The sequence below is a fragment of the Acinetobacter sp. SH024 genome (assembly GCF_000163635.1).
Taxonomy (GTDB): domain Bacteria; phylum Pseudomonadota; class Gammaproteobacteria; order Pseudomonadales; family Moraxellaceae; genus Acinetobacter; species Acinetobacter pittii.
In genome coordinates this window covers 1109178-1127303 of the sequence record NZ_GG753600.1, presented here as the reverse complement: position 1 = coordinate 1127303, position 18126 = coordinate 1109178, and the positions used below count along the sequence as shown (strand labels likewise).

Genomic DNA, 18126 nt, shown 5'->3' with positions numbered 1-18126 from the left:
CATGCAAACCCCTCTCCCAGATTATTTGGCAAATGTTATAGAAGCCTGTGACATCGATAACAGCGGTCATCTCGCCGATTATATTCCTGAGTTGGCAAATGCAAACCCAAATCGATTAGCTTTAGCAATGTCTACGGTAGATGGTGAAATTTATTCGGTCGGCGATGATGATGTTGAATTCACCATACAATCAATTTCTAAACCTTTTGTATATGCCTATGTTTTACAACAGCTTGGCATTGATGCAGTACTTGCGAAAGTAGGGGTAGAGCCTTCTGGTGAAGCCTTCAATGAAATTTCATTGGGTAAAGATGGCCGTCCCAAAAACCCGATGATCAACTCTGGCGCAATTACTGTACATTCCTTGATTCAGGTTAAACATGGTTTGCATAGCGCAGAAATTCTACGCCGTTTTATGAGCGAGCTTGCTGGTCGTGAATTAAGTTTTGATGAGTCTGTTTATGATTCGGAAGTCAAAACAGCCTATCGTAATCTTTCGATCGGTTATATGTTGCGTACGGTGGGGATTTTGGAAACTGATCCTGTCGATATTGTGAATGGTTACATTCGTCAATGTGCGATTATGGTTACAGTTAAAGACTTGGTACGTATGGGCAGTGTACTTGCTAATGGCGGGGTCGATCCTAGAACTGGAAAGCGCCTATTAAATCGATCTGTAGTTAGACAAGTCCTCAGTGTCATGATGAGCTGTGGTATGTACGATGCAGCGGGTGACTGGCTTTCAACTGTAGGTATTCCTGCTAAAAGTGGTGTAGCAGGCGGTATTTTGGGTGTGCTACCGGGGCAGGTCAGTATCGCTGCTTTTTCACCTCGACTAGATGAGCATGGTCATAGTGTTCGAGGTATCGATATTTTAGAACGATTATCTCGTGACATGGGATTACATCTCATGGAAGGTACACCTTCTGCCCAGACCATTGTACAAAGTCATTACCGTACAGGAAAAGATGCATCGTTAAGTGTGTATGTGCTTCGGGGTGTATTGAAATTTACCGAAGCTGAAATGTTGTTGCGTATTTTACAAGATGAGACAACTGACCAAAGCACGATCGTTATTGATTTAACCCAGATTTCACTTATCCACGATGTGGGTAAACGTATGTTTTTAGAAGGCGTAGATCGTCTGATTGATGATGGCCATACTCTTGTTTTAGTCGACCCTGAACAGCGCTTAGATCATGCCAGAACTGGTAAAGATCGAGAACTGCATGTCTATCATGATTTCGATGATTTGCTCGAAAAGCATGACCTACCTGCAAAAAAAAAGACTTATAGCGACATCGCGGCACTTCTAAATTGTTGAGGTGTTTTTCCTAGATGTCGCTTAAACATTGCACTGAACGCGCTGGGGTTTGTATACCCCAGTGATTCTGAAATTTGAGCAATAGATTCACCATTCGCGATTTTACTCAAGGCAAGTGCAATATGCATTTGTTGCAACCATGCCCGATATGACAGCCCAGTTTCTTTTTGGAACATACGCATTAGGGTTCTGGAACTGGCACCAATATCATCAGCCCAATCTGTTAAATCTTTTGAATGGTCAGGAGTATGCAATAACTCTTGGCAAATTTTTAAGAGTCTTTTGTCTTTCGGCCACGGAATCTGAATAGGCAATAAATTGGCCCGATGTATTTCTTCAAAAATCAAAATTTGTAAAGAACGGGAAAGCTCTTGAGAGGTTGCTGTATTTGGAGTTTCCTCACGTTCAATTTCATTTAAACGAATCAAAAGCTCATGCAACAGATTGCTTACCCGAATAATAAAACAATGTTGTCCCATTAAAGCTGCTGCATTTACTTCAACCAATGCCGTATTTAACTTCACGTGACTCAGTGAAATCACGCTGTGCTCTACATGTGCTGGAATCCATAACGCGCACATGGGCGGCACAATCCACACATGATTAGGCGTAAAAACCTGAATAGTTCCAGTAGAGGCATATAAAAACTGCGCACGTGTATGCGTATGGGTAGGGGTGATTTCTCGGTAAGAATGCTCAGAAGATAGTCCAATCACCAGTTCAGATAAATCAGACTGAATAAGAGAATCGGACATAAACTATCCTAAAAATTGTCACTTATACGATGATTATTGGAAGATAACTTTATAAGCGACAATTTACAATAAGCATCTCATTTAAAAATATTGGAGTTTTTCAGGTATGACGTCTTCAATACAATTGAAAGATGGTATTGCCAATACCGTTGCAAATGATCAGCCTCAAGGAATGATTATTAAAATTGTAGGCGCCGTGGCAGTCGCACATTTACTGAATGATTTAATTCAGGCGGTGCTACCAGCCATCTATCCAATGCTAAAAGCAAACTTTTCGCTGAGTTTTGCTCAAGTCGGCCTGATTTCGTTTGTATATCAAATTACAGGTTCACTGCTACAGCCTTGGATTGGACTTTATACCGATAAACATCCAAAACCATATCTACTTCCAGTCGGAATGGTCGTCACATTCTGCGGCATTATCTTGTTAGCATTTTCACCAAGTTTTGCTGTGTTGTTATGTGCATCTGCACTGATTGGGGTAGGGTCTGCAACCTTTCATCCAGAAGCTTCACGTGTGGCACGAATGGCATCGGGTGGGCGCTTTGGTACAGCTCAGTCGACTTTCCAAGTAGGCGGAAACACAGGTACTGCCATTGGTCCATTATTAGCAGCTTTACTCATTGTCCCATTTGGACAGCATGCAGTTGCCGGCTTAGTGATATTTGCACTTTTGGCGATTTGGGTTTTATTTGGGGTAAGCCGTTGGACTGTGAGCCATGCTAAAAATCAGGTAGCTGCACGTGCAACTCAAGCACATACTAAATTGCATGGTCGTAAGCTCATTATTGCTTTGAGCACAATTAGTGTATTGATGTTTGCCAAATTCACCTACATTGCCAGCATTAGTAACTACTTTACTTTTTACTTAATTCAAAAGTTCCATATCAGTATTCAAACAGCTCAATTGCATTTGTTTGCCTTCTTGGCAGCCGTTGCTTTAGGTACATTTGCAGGTGGCCCAATTGGTGACAAAATTGGCCGTAAAGCGGTTATTTGGGTTTCATTTGTTGGTATGGCACCGTTTGCATTAATGATGCCGTTTGCAAACCTATTTTGGACAACAGTTTTCTCAATTATTGCAGGTTTAGTGTTGTCATCGGCTTTTGCTGCAATGGTAGTTTACGCACAAGAAGCTGTTCCGGGCCGTGTGGGTATGATTGCAGGTTTAATGTTTGGTCTGATGTTTGGGGTAAGTGGTATTGCCGCAGCTGGGTTAGGACATTTAGCCGATATTAACGGCATTGAATGGGTATTTGGTTTATGTTCATTGTTGCCATTACTTGGTTTTGCAACTGCATTTTTACCCAACACAAAAGTAAAATAAATGAAAAGACTCTCAGCCATATTTAGCTGAGAGTCTTTTTAATATGAACATAGCCTCATTAGAAAGACTATTTTTGAACACCAAACTTAAATACGGTGACACTGTTATAAGTTTGATTTGGGTTTAAACGTGTAGAAGGGAAAGCTGATTGATTCGGGCTATCTGGAAAATGCTGTGTTTCTAATGCTAGCGCATCTGCTTGTCGATAGAGTACGCCATTTGCACCAGTAACATTTCCGAGTAAATGATTGGCTGTATACATTTGAACGCTTGGTTCAGTGGTTAAAACCTGCATGGTTCGTTTAGATTTTGGGTCAACCACAATAGCTGCAAGATTGAGTTTCCCTTGAGACTTTTGATTAATTACCCAAGTTTGGTCATAGCCATATCCATAGGCCAATTGCTGATTATTCGCTCGAATATCTTTTACGATTGCTTTAGGTGTCCGAAAATCAAAAGGTGTACCTGCAACCGAAGCTATTTCACCTGTGGGTAAAGAGTTTTGATCGGTTACTAATATACGGTCTGCATTGAGTTGTACCACATGATCTAGTACACCATAAGGATTATTGCCAGCGCCTGATAAGTTGAAATAACTGTGGTTGGTGAGATTGACGACTGTCGGTTGATCAGTTTTGGCTTTATATTCGATCTGGAATTCATTTTGATCTGAAAGACTGTAGATCACTTCTACATCTAATTTTCCGGGAAAACCTTGATCACCATTTGGACTGGTTAACTTAAGAGAAGCTTTAACAGTTTCACCTTTAGAAATGAGGGGTTTAACTTGCCAAACACGTTTATCAAAACCGGGATTACCGCTATGTAATGAATTCGGCCCATTATTTTTTTCAAGGTTATACGTTTTTCCATCTAAGTTAAATTTAGCATTACCAATACGGTTCGCATAACGACCAATTAATCCGCCAAAATGAATGCCTTCCTTGGTATCAGTGACTTCATAACCTTTTAGATCATCAAAGCCCAAAACAATATTATTTTGTTTACCTTGTGCATCGGGAGTCAAAATCTGTGTAATTACACCACCGAAGCTAATAAAAGATACCGAGACTCCTTTGTTATTGCTCATGGTGTATAAATCAACTTTTTGACCGTCTTGAGTCGTACCATATGCTTTTACATTTAATGTGGCTGCATTGGTAAGTTGTGCAAAGCTATAAATCGTAATACCTAAAATTACTAATTTTTTCATGTTTATACTCTATTTTTTAATCGTAGGATTGGATGAATATAAGATTGATTTTTCATCTTTTTAAAGAGGTTTTTATTATAGATAGTGTTAATGATGCTTAGTGCCATTAACTCTAAATATTGAACAAACTTGCACAATTTAAGGTTATAAAGAAATTAATCTTATGAGTAAAACTCAACGGTAAGCTATTTTTATGATTCATCCCGACTCGGTTTTAAAATTTTCGCTTGGTCTAAATAGTCTCTCGTTTGATTTAGATAGCCAACACCTTCACCTTGAGCAGGGCTTAGGTTTTATTAATTCAAAAAGTATTAGCAATGGTGTTATTGATGAGCTTGCGATTGAAAAGATGATTTATTTTATTGAAGAAATCATCGAGTCAAAGCCACTCAGAAATCTAAAGATAAGTGGTGTAGCTGTTACGTCTGATGCAGCCATGACACAACTGAGTCAGTTATTTTTTAATGCTAAAAAGCAAATCAGCCGTACTGAGCTTGAGCATGGATTTAATGGTTTTATTGAACGTTTAAGTTACTACACGAATCAAATAGCCCCAGATCAGCTTTATATTTTTACCTACTTTGTATTTGTTCGAGAGATGATGCATCACTTACGAGTTGAGGAAATTCAAATCATTTAATAATTACTTTCTCAATCCGCCAACTCATCAGGTGGCCGACCTGTTTTAACGGCCAAAAATCATTCAGTGATTGGTGGGTTAGGCGAAGCAGTTGGCTCACTACTTCTAAGAAATGGGCAACATCCTCGTTTTGACATGATTGGTTTGCCAGATGCATTTTTAGATGCAGGGGCATTGCCCACTTTGCATGATCGCTATGGTATTTCAACTGAAGCAGTTAAAGAGAAGATTAAGGCACATTTGAAGTAAAAAGATTAAATTTTCAAATTGAAAAGGGCGTGATGGATTTCCTTCACGCCCTATTTTTTAATCAGGTTTATTTATATGAACTTAAACAATCGAATCATCTAAATTCGGCGCTAACCAACGTTTCGCTTCATCCAGTGTCCAACCTTTACGTTTTGCATAATCTTCAAGTTGGTCTTGAGAGATCTTGCCCACGTTAAAGTATTCGCTTTGAGGATGCGAATAGTAGAAACCACTTACTGAAGATGGTGGCATCATTGCAAAGTGTTCAGTCAGTTTAGTACCGATTTTGTCGGTAGAACCTAACCAGTCGAACAACACCGCTTTTTCAGAGTGCTCTGGGCAAGCAGGGTAGCCTGGTGCAGGACGAATACCGACATATTTCTCTTTAATCAGCTCTTCATTGCTGAGCTGTTCGTCAGCTTTATATCCCCAGAACTCTTTACGAATACGTTCATGCAAGTGTTCTGCAAAGGCTTCAGCAAAACGGTCAGCCAGTGATTGAACTAAAATTGCAGAGTAGTCATCACCTTTAGCTTTGTATTCATTTGCCAGTTCTTCTGCACCAAAAATCGATACAGTGAATCCGCCTAAGTAGTCTTGTTGCTCACGGTCATTACGAATGTAATCTGCCAAAGACAAGTTCGGTTTACCTGTCACTTTGTCAGATTGTTGACGTAAGTGCTCAAAAGTATGCGTAACATTTTGACCCGCTTCATCAAATACGCTCACTGTGTCTGCGTCAGTGCGCTGTGCAGGGAACATACCGAATACGGCACGAGCATCAAAACGATTGTTGTCGATAATATCTTTCAACATTGCTTGAGCTTGGTTGTACAAATCTGTTGCAGCTTCACCAACCACTTCATCTTCTAAAATTTTCGGGAATTTACCTGCCAAGCTCCAAGAAATGAAGAATGGTGTCCAGTCAAAATACTCTACAAGGGTTGCAAGAGGGTAGTTAGTGAGAACTTGTGTTCCTAAAAGATTTGGTTTTGGTGGTACATAGCTTTCGTCAATTTTAAAACCGTTTTCAACTGACTCAGCATAGGTCAATTTTGCAGCTTTTGGCTGTTTGTTGGCTAAGCGCTCGCGAATCTTGGCATATTCAGCACGGTGCTCTGCAATAAAGTTTCCACGCATTTCTTTCGAAAGGAGAGTGGTTGCAACACCCACAGCACGTGAAGCATCGGCAACATAAATCACAGCATCGTTTTGGTACTGAGGATCAATTTTTACTGCAGTGTGTGCTTTAGAAGTAGTCGCACCACCAATCAATAAAGGAATGTTAAACCCTTTGCGCTGCATTTCTTTCGCAACAAAGACCATCTCATCTAAAGATGGGGTAATCAAACCTGACAAGCCGATGATGTCACATTTTTCATCAATAGCAGTTTGCAAGATTTTCTCGCAAGGCACCATCACCCCAAGGTCAACAATGTCATAACCATTACAGCCAAGTACCACGCCTACAATATTTTTACCAATATCGTGTACGTCACCTTTAACAGTTGCCATGAGGACTTTACCTTTAGATTGGCTACCTGTTTTTTCAGCTTCAATGTACGGGTTGAGCCAAGCCACAGCTTGTTTCATTACACGTGCAGATTTTACAACCTGTGGTAAGAACATTTTGCCCGAACCGAACAAGTCGCCAACCACGTTCATACCATCCATCAAAGCACCTTCGATTACATCTAAAGGACGTTTGGCTTTGAGGCGAGCTTCTTCGGTATCTTCATCAATGTAAGTTGTAATACCTTTAACTAAAGCATATTCAAGACGTTTTTCGACTGACTCATTACGCCATTCAAGGTTCTCGGCTTCTTTTGTAGCACCGCCTTGTCCACGGTATTTTTCAGCCACTTCAAGCAATTTTTCAGTCGCAGCCTGACCAGACTCACCTTGGTTTTGGTTTAAAATGACATCTTCAACTGCTTGTTTTAGCTCGGCTGGAATATCATCATAAATTGCCATTTGGCCAGCATTCACAATACCCATGGTCATGCCTTGCTTGATGGCATGGTACAAGAACACAGAGTGAATGGCTTCACGAACAGGCTCGTTACCACGGAACGAGAACGAAACATTCGACACACCACCAGAAATCATAGCGTGAGGTAAGTTTTGTTTAATCCAACCTGTAGCCTCAATGAAATCGACCCCATAGTTATTGTGTTCTTCAATCCCTGTTGCAACTGCAAACACGTTCGGGTCAAAAATAATATCTTCAGCAGGGAAGCCAACATCATTAACCAAAATGTCATATGAGCGTTTACAGATTTCACGCTTACGTGCAGCAGTGTCGGCCTGACCTGTTTCGTCAAATGCCATAACAATAATCGCAGCACCATATTGACGGCACAGGCGAGCTTTTTCTACAAACTCGTCATAACCTTCTTTTAAAGAAATTGAGTTAACAACGGGTTTACCTTGTACACATTTTAAGCCAGCTTCAATGATTTCCCATTTTGATGAGTCGATCATGATTGGCACACGTGAAATATCTGGTTCAGAAGCCACAAGGTTTAAGAAATGCACCATCGCATTTTGCGAATCGAGCATCCCTTCATCCATGTTAATGTCAATAATCTGTGCGCCAGCTTCAACTTGTTGCTGTGCAACTTCTAAAGCTTCAGCAAAGTTTTCTTCACGAATTAAGCGTAAGAATTTTTTTGAACCTGTAACGTTAGTACGTTCACCCACGTTCACGAAAAGTGAGTCATCATAAATGTTAAATGGTTCTAAACCACTCAAACGACATGCAGGTACAGTTTCAGGAACTTGACGAGGCGCAATATCTTTTACCGCATTGGCAATCGCGCGGATATGGTCTGGTGTTGTACCACAGCAACCACCAGTAATATTAATTAAGCCGCTTTCTGCAAATTCTTTTAAGAATGCTGCAGTTTGTTCTGGCGTTTCATCATATTCACCAAAAGCATTTGGTAAGCCCGCATTTGGGTGCGCTGAAACAAAGGTATCTGCTACATCGGAAATGGTTTTTACGTGAGGACGCATGGCATCTGCACCAAGCGCACAGTTAAAACCAATCGATAGTAAGTCACCATGACGTACAGAGTTCCAGAACGCTTCCGCAGTTTGACCTGTTAAGGTACGACCCGATGCATCGGTAATGGTCCCTGAAATCATGATTGGTAATTCACGACCAATTTCTTTAAAGACTTCTTTAACCGCAAAAATCGCAGCTTTACAGTTTAATGTGTCAAATACGGTTTCAATCAAAATGATATCTGCACCGCCTTCGATCAGCGCATGAGTCGCTTCAATATAGTTTTCTTTTAGCTCATCAAAGGTGATGTTACGAAAGGCAGGGTCATTTACATTCGGTGAAATTGAACAAGTACGCGATGTTGGCCCAAGCACACCTGCTACAAAACGCGGTTTCTCTGGAGTCGAATACTTCTCACACGCTGCTTTGGCCAAACGTGCTGCTTCACGGTTAATCTCTGGAACAAGATCTTCCATGTGGTAATCAGACATAGAAACACGCGTGCCGTTAAAGCTATTGGTTTCAATAATGTCTGCACCAGCATCAAGATAAGCTTCATGAATACCTTGAATGATTTGAGGCTGGGTCAGAACCAAAAGGTCATTGTTACCTTTTAAGTCATGTGCCCAATCGGCAAAACGCTCACCACGGTAGTCTGCTTCTTCCAATTTATGGCGCTGAATCATGGTACCCATTGCACCATCAATAATCAGAATACGTTTGGCAAGAAGCGCTTTTAGGGTGGCAAGCGTGGACATATAAAACCCCGATATTGTACGAATTTAAAAATGCGGCGCTATTGTAACAGAATAGTTGCGCAATAGATGATCTATGACGACCCACCATTCACCGTAAATTAGTCGTAAAAAAAGTGTTTTCGAACAAAAAGAGGGTGTTTTTTCATCAAATATTCATAAAATGATCATGATATTGAAATATTTCATCTCCAATATTCGATTTTATGACAGTTGTGGTGTTTAAAAAGTAGACGTTTAGGTAATTTTTTAGATATTTTGCTTCAAAAATAGTCATAAAATAGATGGGTGGGGATTTATGTAAATTATTGTATTTAAATAAAAAAATAAAAATCATAGAGGAAAGGTGCATCAAATGAGGTCAAAATGTGAAAAATTGACTTCATCAGGCGCCGCTTTGTCATATAATTGTCATAATTTAATTTAAGAATACAGAGGATTTTTTTATCCTCTTACCGTCTGCATGAATTCTAATCTACCCCCTGTTTCGGATTCAAAACTTGCGGCAAACCTGCAAGTCAAATCGACGAATGTACATGTCCCGACACCTAAATTTTTTATGCCGGTGTTTCTGACGATTATTGTTGCAACACTTATTTATATTGGATTTCAGGTGAGTGCTGATTTAGCACATGTACCACCTTTGAGTCTTTATTCAGTTATTCTTTTATCAACTGCACTCTTGATTGCTTTAGGCTTTGAGTTTGTAAATGGCTTCCACGATACTGCAAATGCAGTGGCAACAGTGATTTACACCAATGCTTTACCAGCACCGGTTGCAGTCATGTGGGCTGGTTTTTGTAATTTCCTTGGGGTAATGGTTGCAAGCGGCGCAGTCGCTTACGGCATTATTGCATTGTTACCTGTTGAATTGATCATGAATATGGGTAGCGGTGCAGGTTTCGCAATGGTTTTTGCGCTTCTTATTGCTGCGATTCTCTGGAACTTGGGTACTTGGTTCTTAGGTATTCCTGCATCTAGCTCACATACCTTGATTGGTTCAATCTTGGGTGTGGGCATTATGAACCATCTATTGAGTGCATCGACTGGCGTAACGACCAGTGGTGTTGATATGGATCAGGTGATTAAAGTCGGTAAGGCATTATTATTTTCACCTTTAATTGGTTTCGCTTTTGCAGCGATTGTATTCTTGTTGGTTAAAACTATTTTTAAACGCCAATTAGAATTATTCCAGCCACCTGAAGGGAATAAACCACCACCAGCAATCATTCGTGCAATTTTGATCTTTACCTGTACAGGTGTGAGTTTTGCACATGGTTCTAATGACGGTCAAAAGGGTATGGGGCTCATCATGCTGATTTTGGTTGGTCTGGTGCCGTTGGCTTATTCATTAAATAAAAATCTTGATACTCAGCAAGTTCAATCATTCCATCAGCTTTCTTCTCAAACTGCCGTATTTTTGAATCAAAATCAGCCAGAATTAACCGATGAAAAAGCACGTGTTATTCTGACTAAATATATTCAAACTAAACAGCAAACTCCGGAAGTTGTGCCTGCATTGGCAAGTATGACTGATCACTTGGGTGAGCGAGTTTCTAGCTATAGCAACTTAAAAGATATTCCTGAAGCTGCAATTAGCGAAATTCGTAATGACATGTATTTAAGCACCACGACGTTTAAGCGTTTGGATAAAGCAGATGCTTTACCAAAAATGGATGACTCACAGAAAAAGCTTGTGAAAGAATACCGTAGTAGCTTAGATTCATTCTTACAATACATTCCGACTTGGGTAAAAGTGGCTGTTGCTTTAGCACTTGGTCTAGGCACAATGGTGGGTTGGAAACGTATCGTTGTGACTGTAGGTGAGCGTATTGGTAAGCATCACATGACTTATGGTCAAGGGATGTCTGCTGAGCTTGTTGCAATGAGTACAATTGCAGCTGCTGATGGTTTAGGTATGCCAGTTTCAACAACACACGTTTTAAACAGTGCTGTTGCGGGTACGATGGTCGCGAATAAATCAGGTTTAAACTTTAATACTGTGAAGACAATTCTCTCTGCATGGGTATTTACTCTTCCTGCAACAATCTGCTTGTCAGGTGGTTTGTACTGGTTATTCTTACAGTTTGTATAAAAGCATTTAAAAAATTAAAGCCACTGTTCACAGTGGCTTTTTTATTTGTTTAGTTTTTAAAGTTGAGACTATTTTTCATATACATTCATCTATAAATTAATAGGTTGTTATAGGCCATCAAACAGCTTTATAGATTGGGCTTAAAATTTTATATCAGGATATATTATGAATGCGGTTCAAATAGATCAGCTAAAACAACAATTTCCACTTATTGAAACACTTCAAGCCTATCAAGAAACATTTTGGTTTACACCTCATCGCTATCCTTTAAAAGAAGCTTTAGAAAAAGTTGGACTAACCGCTAAGGATGTAAGTGAAGCAGAAGCAAGACTAGCGCGTTTCGCACCTTATTTGGCAAAAGTATTTCCTGAAACTCAAGCACAACAGGGAAAAATTGAATCAGATATTGTTGAAATTGCTCATATGCAGCAAGCACTTTCTTCAGCAAAACAAGTACAGCTTAACGGAACATTCTGGTTGAAAAAGGATAGTCATCTACCAATTTCAGGCTCTATCAAAGCACGTGGTGGCATTTATGAAGTGCTCACACATGCTGAAAAACTTGCCATGCAGGCAGGGTTACTCAAACCAGAAGATGATTATAGTAAACTCGACCAGGACGCATTTCGAACATTTTTTTCTAAGTATCAAATTGCAGTAGGTTCTACGGGCAACCTTGGGCTTTCTATTGGCATCATGAGCGCCAAACTCGGCTTTAGAGTCACTGTTCATATGTCGGCTGATGCTAGACAGTGGAAAAAAGACAAACTACGTTCACTCGGCGTCAACGTTGTAGAATATGCCAGTGATTATGGAGTAGCTGTTGAAGAGGGACGTAAAGCCGCAGAGCAGGATCCACACTGCTTTTTCATTGATGATGAAAACTCAACAACATTATTTTTAGGTTATGCCGTTGCAGGAATACGCTTAAAACAGCAATTTGAGCAAAAACAAATTAAAGTCGATGCTGAACACCCATTATTTGTTTATTTGCCGTGTGGCGTCGGTGGTGGGCCTGGTGGGGTGAGTTTTGGACTAAATCTGGCTTTTGGTGAGCATGTACACTGTATCTTTGCAGAACCAACACATTCGCCGTGTATGTTACTTGGTGTCCACACAGGTTTGCATGATCAGATTTCAGTCAATGACATTGGCATTGATAACGTTACTGCGGCAGACGGACTTGCGGTAGGGCGTGCTTCAGGTTTTGTCGGGCGTGCTATGCAACAATTAATCGATGGCTACTACACCATTCATGATGAACGTTTATATGAGCTTATTGCGCTTTTAAATCAAACTGAGAATATTCAGCTTGAGCCTTCTGCGGTAGCAGGCATGATGGGACCGTATTATGTACAGACGAGTCCTGATTACTTAGCTTTGCACCAATTTACAGCTGAGCAGTTGCAACAGGCAAATCATGTGGTATGGGCTACCGGGGGCGGCATGGTGCCGCCTGATGAAATGCAAAAATATCTATCACACTTTCAAGATAAATAAAGAAACTTTAGAAAAAAGCCCAATTCTAAGATTGGGCTTTAATCAAATTATCTTTTAGATGATTTTCTAAAAGGCAGTTTCTCGGTAGCAAAACCATAAATTGCCGCAAAAGGCAGGGCAGTTCGTGCTAAATAAGCCACACGCCATAGACCACCATGATTGGCACCTTCCATCATAAGTTCAAGCGGATGGTCTAAGACAGTTTCAGGATTCGCCACAGAAGACTCATTTCTTAAGTCATGAATCCAGAGCGCCGCCATAATGGCATTGGTGGTTTCAGGGCTAAATGCTTCTACATCGAAAAGTTCTGCGCCATTAAAAGCTGCTTTCAATAATGGATTTTTAGTCACTGAGTGAGTCGTTGTCGATGGTGCAATATTAATGCTGACACGTTGTCCTTGATGGCGGGCCAAAATAGCACGCCATTGTTGAATACGTTTTGCCAAAGCATAGTTTGGACCTTGTTCAACCACTAAGCAGTCGGCAATACCATAAGTTTTTCCATTTTCACATGTAATCAAGTCTTGGTATGGCGCTTGAAAAAAACGATTTAGCGAAAGAGCAGAAACGCCTTTTACTGCCAATTTTTGCATTTTTCTGCGGGATTTAAATTTCTCTTGAGCAGCCTCTGCAACTTCTTTTGGTACTGCATAAACATCGGTTGGAGTACACATAAACATAAGGCTTGTATCAGATTTATGCTCGCTCACAAATTGCATGATGCTATCCATTGCCATGGAAACGCGGACATGCTTTTCACCATCTAAATAGGCGATTGCTGCCAAATCTAACTTTTGTGGAAACTGCACCAGCCACTGCGCTATTTCTGGTAATTGAGTCAGTAAATTTGCACCCAGCTTATCTTTTAACTCCGAAGCTTTTGCTGACGAATCAACGGCTTCAACACATGGTGCAATAAGTGTTGCATTCCCTTGTTGAATTGTATTTAGGATTTTGCCCCAGACTCGTGAGTTTGGTAAATCTACAGCAACAATATTTGCTTTCCATTTGGCTAACCAAGGCAGTGGTCCTGCTTCTGAGGCTGCACCAAACAGCACCATCGTACGGTCAGACAAATCGAACCATTCTGGATGAGCAATAGCTTCACGAAGTGCTTTTGCATGACTTGGCTCAATAATACCAGTCTCTTCCCAGCGTTGAATCTGGTCTAATAAGCTTTGTCCACTTAGTTTTTGTCCTTTATAGGGAACATACCATTCAGGTGCTGCGTCACTTTCACCTTTAAGTTTTACTGTATAAAGAGGAGTAGATGAAGCAATATGAACGGCATCTTTTAAAAGGTAGTGTTTACCATCACGATAATAATCAAAAATATGGTGAGCTTTATGCAATCCTTGCTTCGCAATAGTAATTGGGTTGTTGATATTAGAAATCCCTTGTTTAACAAGAGCTTTAAAATATACAGGATAGTTTTTTCGCCAGTTTTTTTCATTCAACACTTGTTGTGCGGTTTTATTATCTACAATAGATAAGGCCTCTGACAAAATCTCTTGGCCTGTAAGAGATGTACTTTGTTTTTTTGTTGAGGCGTGTACCGGAAATTGTAGACCTTCGACTTGACTTGTGCTGGACATAAAATATCTCGTTTATACGACTGGGTTAATATACATGTGTATACATTATCTATGCCAATGAAAGGAAACGAGTGGCAATAACTGACAAAATAATATTGATTATTTATGTGATGAAACGTGAAAGAGAAAGTTATTATGATAAATTCATCTCATTTTGGTCTTAATTTTTTTTCACATTTTTAGAACATTTTTATAGACTTACGTTACATAAATGTTTATTTTGTATTAAGCAAATACATCAGTATTAACCTGAAGGTAAAATGTTCAAAATGTATCAATAATAGAGATACAGAAATGATTAAAAACTAGACTTTTTTCTTAAGCGGTAAGAAAAGTCAAACGGAATAAGAAAGAATTGGGGTGAAACTAGATAGAAGACAACGTAAGATTGTCTTTTAAAAATCTTGGGGATATGGTGATTTTTTTACACCATAATTTTCTAGTTTCATCCCATCTATTTTTGGGCTGGAACCCTCCATTTAGTATTCAATTCATCACTTGATTGAAGCCTATTTCTTTAGAGTAACTTAAAAATTACTCTAAAAGAGGGAATTTCTAACAACGTCCTTTTTTAGCTTGTCCTGGTGGGCAAAAGCCTCCTGGATGTCCGTAATATGGTGAATCTGGGTCAATCACAATACTACCTTCAGGTGTATGGACCGCACAGGCTGATAGTGACATTGTGAAAATTGCTGCGGCACAAAGAAGTAAAGTTTTCATCTTGTTCTCACTTTTTTATCATTCTCACTTGTACTATAAAAATATTTTGATTATTTTTCGATCTAATTTTGGTTAAAAAATATCTTTAATAAGTCTAATTAAGAAGAAATTAAGGAGACCGTAAAATAGTTCGAAATCCAACATGTGTTGCAGCTAAATCAAAATCTTGCGGGTAGCGGCTACTGCTACGATAACGTGAACAATAATTTTGTGCGCAAAGAAAAGATCCGCCCTTAATTACATATTGTGTGCTCGCAATTTGTTGTTGTCGTAAATCAGAATAATTTCCCATATGCTGGTCATGAGCACCTTGATACGGAGATGATGTCCATTCCCATACATTTCCAATCATATCAAATAGTTTGAAATTATTTGGCGTAAAACATCCAACGGGTGCCACATCTTTAAAGTGATCTTGATTTAGGTTTTGAAAAGGGAATTCGCCTTGCCAGTAATTGGCTTGCGGATGTTGATGTTCATCAGTAGGGGCCTGATGTAAAGGGGTATCAGTTTTTGAATTGGCTTTAGCTGCATATTCCCATTCTAGTTCTGTTGGTAAATCACGTCCTAGCCACACTGCATAATGTTCAGCATCATTTTTACTTACATACCTTACAGGCTCATTAGGATTTGCTATAGCTCCAGTACCGCCGTTTGGCGTTTTCCATGTATACCCTGATTTTAGCTGCCACCATTGCTGTGGGTGATGAGGGTCTGGTGAGAAAACAGCAGCCTGTTTTTGTTTTTCGGCATCGGTAATATAGCCAGTTGCTTTTACAAAACTTGCAAACTGAGCGACCGTAACTTCAGTTTGGTCAATCCAAAATCCTTTGACTTCGCGCTGCTTTTTTCCAAAATTAAGTTCATCGGGATAAGCCTTTTCAGAACCAAAGTTAAAATCTCCATCGACAATTAAAACCATTCCTGCTGTAGGCTGTTTGAGCCAACCCTGAGGCAGACCAGTATAGTTTTTACACTTTTCAATAGATCCTAAATCAGCTAAAGATGTTTGCTGTTGCGTCGAAGATGTAGGTTCAGAAACTTTTGAAGATTGGCTACAGCCCGTCATGATAGACAGGCCGATTGTGGTGACTAAAAAAGGTTTCAATTTCATTTGGCGTTATATTCCCGCACACCATTTTTTTCAGTATATTTCTGATAGACTGATAAGAGTTCTTGAACTTTTGCAGGATAAAGCTGAGCAACGTTTTGTCTTTCACCGCGATCTAATTTAATGTTGTATAGCTCCCAAGTCCCTGTGCCTAATTCAGGTCGTCCTTGAAGTGCGATTTTCCATTCACCTTGTTTTGCATATTTGCTGCCATGCAGCTCATCGGCAAAGCTAAAATTTGCAGGGCGAATAGTATCGGTTTTGTTTTCAAGCAAAGGTTTCCATGAAATTCCAGATGGCGTATTAATGGCCCGGCCATTGTATTGACCTTGTGGTACTGGAATATGAGCATATTCTAGTAAGGTAGGGAAAACATCGAGTACAGATGCAAAGCTATGATTTGTCTCTTCCGCTTTTTTCTGATTTGGTAATTTCACAATAGCAGGTGCAGTCGTTGCGCCTTCGCCCGCCGTATCTTTCCATAAGTGGAAAGGTGCCGCACTGACTTCGGCCCAACGTGGCCCAATATAGTGATATGAAGTAGGTGTGCCAACATTGGCTACTGAGTTATCAAAACCAGATTCACTGCCATATCCGCCACGTACAAAACCTTCTGCACCATTGTCTGAAACAAAGAAAATTAAAGTATTGTCATAAAGATTATTTTGTTTGAGATATTGAATAATGCGGCCGACATTGGCATCAAGATTTTCTACCATACCCGCATAGATTTCCATCTTACGAGCTTCTAGTGCCTTTTGTTCGGCTGTTAACTCATCCCATTTCCCATATTTTTGTGGAGCATTTTGAGTCGCAATTGGTTCTGCTGCATCAAAGTTTGTAGGAATAATTCCAAGCTGTTTTTGTCTCGCAATGCGGGCATTACGAATTGAATCGTAGCCTACATCATAAACTCCACGATATTTTTCACGATATTCGGCTGGGGCTTGAATTGGCCAGTGAGGTGCCGTGTAAGCAGCATAAGCAAAGAATGGTTTACCACTATTTTTGCCTGAATCTAAGTAGCTTAGTAATTTATCGGTAAAATAGTTGGTAGAGAAAAAGTCATCAGGCAATGCTGAAATAGGAATAGTTTGCCCATCTTCTGTATAAGTTGAATTTCGTTTAAAGGCACTTGGAGCTTGTTTAAAATGATGGTCTAAACCTTGTAATAAGGTAAATGAATGATCAAAACCTTTAGCATGTGCATTGCTTTCACGGGTTAAGCCTAAATGCCATTTACCACTAATATACGTGCGATAACCATTGTCTTTAAGTACTTGGGCAATCGATAAAGAACGTTCGTTTAAATAGCCCTCATAACCTGGTTGTCCTTTCAAATGCTCTGGTGTGAGTTCAGCCATTGCCCCAATACCAGCTAAATGATGATCAGTACCGGAAATAAGTTGAGAACGTGTTGGCGAACAGGTTGGGGCAGTATGATAATCCGTTAAAAGGCGACCTTCTTGAGCCAGACTATCAATATTAGGGGTGTGAATTTCGCCACCAAAAGCCCCTAAATCTGAATAGCCTAAGTCATCAGCCATAATAAATAAGATATTGGGTTGCTTAGGCGTGCTTACGACATTTTCTTGATTATCGTTGTCATTACATCCAGCCAGAGATAAGCTAAATAAGGCAATAGAAAGGCTAGATAAAATTGCTCTGTACTTCATTGTATCATCTGAATTATTAAAAGAATTCGCATGAGTTTAATCAGATGGTTTTTGCAAACAAAACAACGAATTGATCAAAGAAAATCAGAAAAAAGACTGAGAATTTATGCAGATAAATAAATCAGAAAAAAAGAAAAGCCCATAACGGGCTTTTCT

12 protein-coding genes and 1 pseudogene are annotated in these 18126 nt (G+C 39.8%); 6 read left to right on the top strand and 7 right to left on the bottom strand.

Going from position 1 to position 18126, the window contains the following annotated elements; translation table 11 throughout:
• Position 1: 1 nt before the first annotated feature.
• On the top strand, positions 2-1324 hold the full coding sequence (locus HMPREF0013_RS11145; protein ID WP_002060167.1) for a glutaminase: 1323 nt from the start codon (positions 2-4) through the stop codon (positions 1322-1324).
• Here the strand turns inward: HMPREF0013_RS11145 and HMPREF0013_RS11140 are convergent.
• Positions 1291-2079, bottom strand: coding sequence for an AraC family transcriptional regulator (locus HMPREF0013_RS11140; RefSeq protein ID WP_005802997.1), 789 nt, complete (start codon positions 2077-2079; stop codon positions 1291-1293). The two genes, HMPREF0013_RS11145 and HMPREF0013_RS11140, sit on opposite strands and share 34 nt — an antisense overlap.
• 106 nt (positions 2080-2185) lie before the next feature.
• Here HMPREF0013_RS11140 and HMPREF0013_RS11135 point away from each other — a divergent pair, with 106 nt between their 5' ends.
• Complete coding sequence (locus tag HMPREF0013_RS11135; RefSeq protein WP_005802996.1) at positions 2186-3406, top strand: MFS transporter; 1221 nt, start codon at positions 2186-2188, stop codon at positions 3404-3406.
• Between the two features lie 67 nt (positions 3407-3473).
• Here HMPREF0013_RS11135 and HMPREF0013_RS11130 read toward each other — a convergent pair whose 3' ends face one another.
• Complete coding sequence (locus HMPREF0013_RS11130) at positions 3474-4619, bottom strand: aldose epimerase family protein (protein ID WP_005802994.1); 1146 nt, start codon at positions 4617-4619, stop codon at positions 3474-3476.
• Between the two features lie 193 nt (positions 4620-4812).
• Here HMPREF0013_RS11130 and HMPREF0013_RS11125 point away from each other — a divergent pair, with 193 nt between their 5' ends.
• Both HMPREF0013_RS11125 and HMPREF0013_RS11120 read left to right on the top strand, forming a co-directional pair.
• Complete coding sequence (locus HMPREF0013_RS11125) at positions 4813-5259, top strand: hypothetical protein (protein ID WP_005802993.1); 447 nt, start codon at positions 4813-4815, stop codon at positions 5257-5259.
• Positions 5260-5283: 24 nt separating this feature from the next.
• Positions 5284-5508: pseudogene (locus HMPREF0013_RS11120) on the top strand (transketolase family protein); the annotation flags it as partial.
• A gap of 81 nt (positions 5509-5589) precedes the next feature.
• On the opposite strand, the gene metH reads toward HMPREF0013_RS11120, so the two are convergent.
• Entirely contained in the window at positions 5590-9276 is a 3687-nt protein-coding gene (gene metH / locus HMPREF0013_RS11115) for a methionine synthase (protein ID WP_005802991.1), read from the bottom strand.
• A gap of 460 nt (positions 9277-9736) precedes the next feature.
• Here metH and HMPREF0013_RS11110 point away from each other — a divergent pair, with 460 nt between their 5' ends.
• Together HMPREF0013_RS11110 and HMPREF0013_RS11105 are read left to right on the top strand one after the other, a co-directional pair.
• Complete coding sequence (locus tag HMPREF0013_RS11110) at positions 9737-11368, top strand: inorganic phosphate transporter (protein WP_005070664.1); 1632 nt, start codon at positions 9737-9739, stop codon at positions 11366-11368.
• A 165-nt stretch (positions 11369-11533) separates the two neighbouring features.
• Positions 11534-12868 carry a D-serine ammonia-lyase gene (locus HMPREF0013_RS11105; RefSeq protein ID WP_005802989.1) on the top strand — a complete coding sequence of 445 codons (1335 nt, stop codon included), beginning with the start codon at positions 11534-11536 and terminating at the stop codon, positions 12866-12868.
• A gap of 47 nt (positions 12869-12915) precedes the next feature.
• Here the strand turns inward: HMPREF0013_RS11105 and HMPREF0013_RS11100 are convergent, their stop codons facing one another.
• The 4 genes from HMPREF0013_RS11100 to HMPREF0013_RS11085 all read right to left on the bottom strand — a co-directional run bounded on the left by HMPREF0013_RS11100 (position 12916) and on the right by HMPREF0013_RS11085 (position 17970).
• The gene (locus tag HMPREF0013_RS11100) at positions 12916-14463 is read right to left on the bottom strand and encodes a hypothetical protein (RefSeq protein WP_005802988.1); all 1548 of its coding nucleotides are present in this window, start codon (positions 14461-14463) and stop codon (positions 12916-12918) included.
• A gap of 555 nt (positions 14464-15018) precedes the next feature.
• Complete coding sequence (locus tag HMPREF0013_RS11095; RefSeq protein ID WP_000854552.1) at positions 15019-15183, bottom strand: hypothetical protein; 165 nt, start codon at positions 15181-15183, stop codon at positions 15019-15021.
• A 109-nt stretch (positions 15184-15292) separates the two neighbouring features.
• Positions 15293-16297 (bottom strand): formylglycine-generating enzyme family protein, encoded by a 1005-nt coding sequence (locus HMPREF0013_RS11090; protein WP_005802986.1) that lies wholly within the window; start codon positions 16295-16297, stop codon positions 15293-15295.
• Positions 16294-17970 (bottom strand): arylsulfatase, encoded by a 1677-nt coding sequence (locus tag HMPREF0013_RS11085; RefSeq protein ID WP_005802985.1) that lies wholly within the window; start codon positions 17968-17970, stop codon positions 16294-16296. The genes HMPREF0013_RS11090 and HMPREF0013_RS11085 overlap by 4 nt, the downstream gene beginning before the upstream one ends.
• Positions 17971-18126 lie beyond the last annotated feature (156 nt).

What these genes read in the sequence shown, in the direction of transcription:
- HMPREF0013_RS11145 (WP_002060167.1), top strand. Translation starts at nt 2, where the DNA reads ATGCAAACCCCTCTCCCAGATTATTTGGCAAATGTTATAGAAGCCTGT.
- HMPREF0013_RS11140 (WP_005802997.1), bottom strand. Translation starts at nt 2,079, where the DNA reads ATGTCCGATTCTCTTATTCAGTCTGATTTATCTGAACTGGTGATTGGA.
- HMPREF0013_RS11135 (WP_005802996.1), top strand. Translation starts at nt 2,186, where the DNA reads ATGACGTCTTCAATACAATTGAAAGATGGTATTGCCAATACCGTTGCA.
- HMPREF0013_RS11130 (WP_005802994.1), bottom strand. Translation starts at nt 4,619, where the DNA reads ATGAAAAAATTAGTAATTTTAGGTATTACGATTTATAGCTTTGCACAA.
- HMPREF0013_RS11125 (WP_005802993.1), top strand. Translation starts at nt 4,813, where the DNA reads ATGATTCATCCCGACTCGGTTTTAAAATTTTCGCTTGGTCTAAATAGT.
- metH (WP_005802991.1), bottom strand. Translation starts at nt 9,276, where the DNA reads ATGTCCACGCTTGCCACCCTAAAAGCGCTTCTTGCCAAACGTATTCTG.
- HMPREF0013_RS11110 (WP_005070664.1), top strand. Translation starts at nt 9,737, where the DNA reads ATGAATTCTAATCTACCCCCTGTTTCGGATTCAAAACTTGCGGCAAAC.
- HMPREF0013_RS11105 (WP_005802989.1), top strand. Translation starts at nt 11,534, where the DNA reads ATGAATGCGGTTCAAATAGATCAGCTAAAACAACAATTTCCACTTATT.
- HMPREF0013_RS11100 (WP_005802988.1), bottom strand. Translation starts at nt 14,463, where the DNA reads ATGTCCAGCACAAGTCAAGTCGAAGGTCTACAATTTCCGGTACACGCC.
- HMPREF0013_RS11095 (WP_000854552.1), bottom strand. Translation starts at nt 15,183, where the DNA reads ATGAAAACTTTACTTCTTTGTGCCGCAGCAATTTTCACAATGTCACTA.
- HMPREF0013_RS11090 (WP_005802986.1), bottom strand. Translation starts at nt 16,297, where the DNA reads ATGAAATTGAAACCTTTTTTAGTCACCACAATCGGCCTGTCTATCATG.
- HMPREF0013_RS11085 (WP_005802985.1), bottom strand. Translation starts at nt 17,970, where the DNA reads ATGAAGTACAGAGCAATTTTATCTAGCCTTTCTATTGCCTTATTTAGC.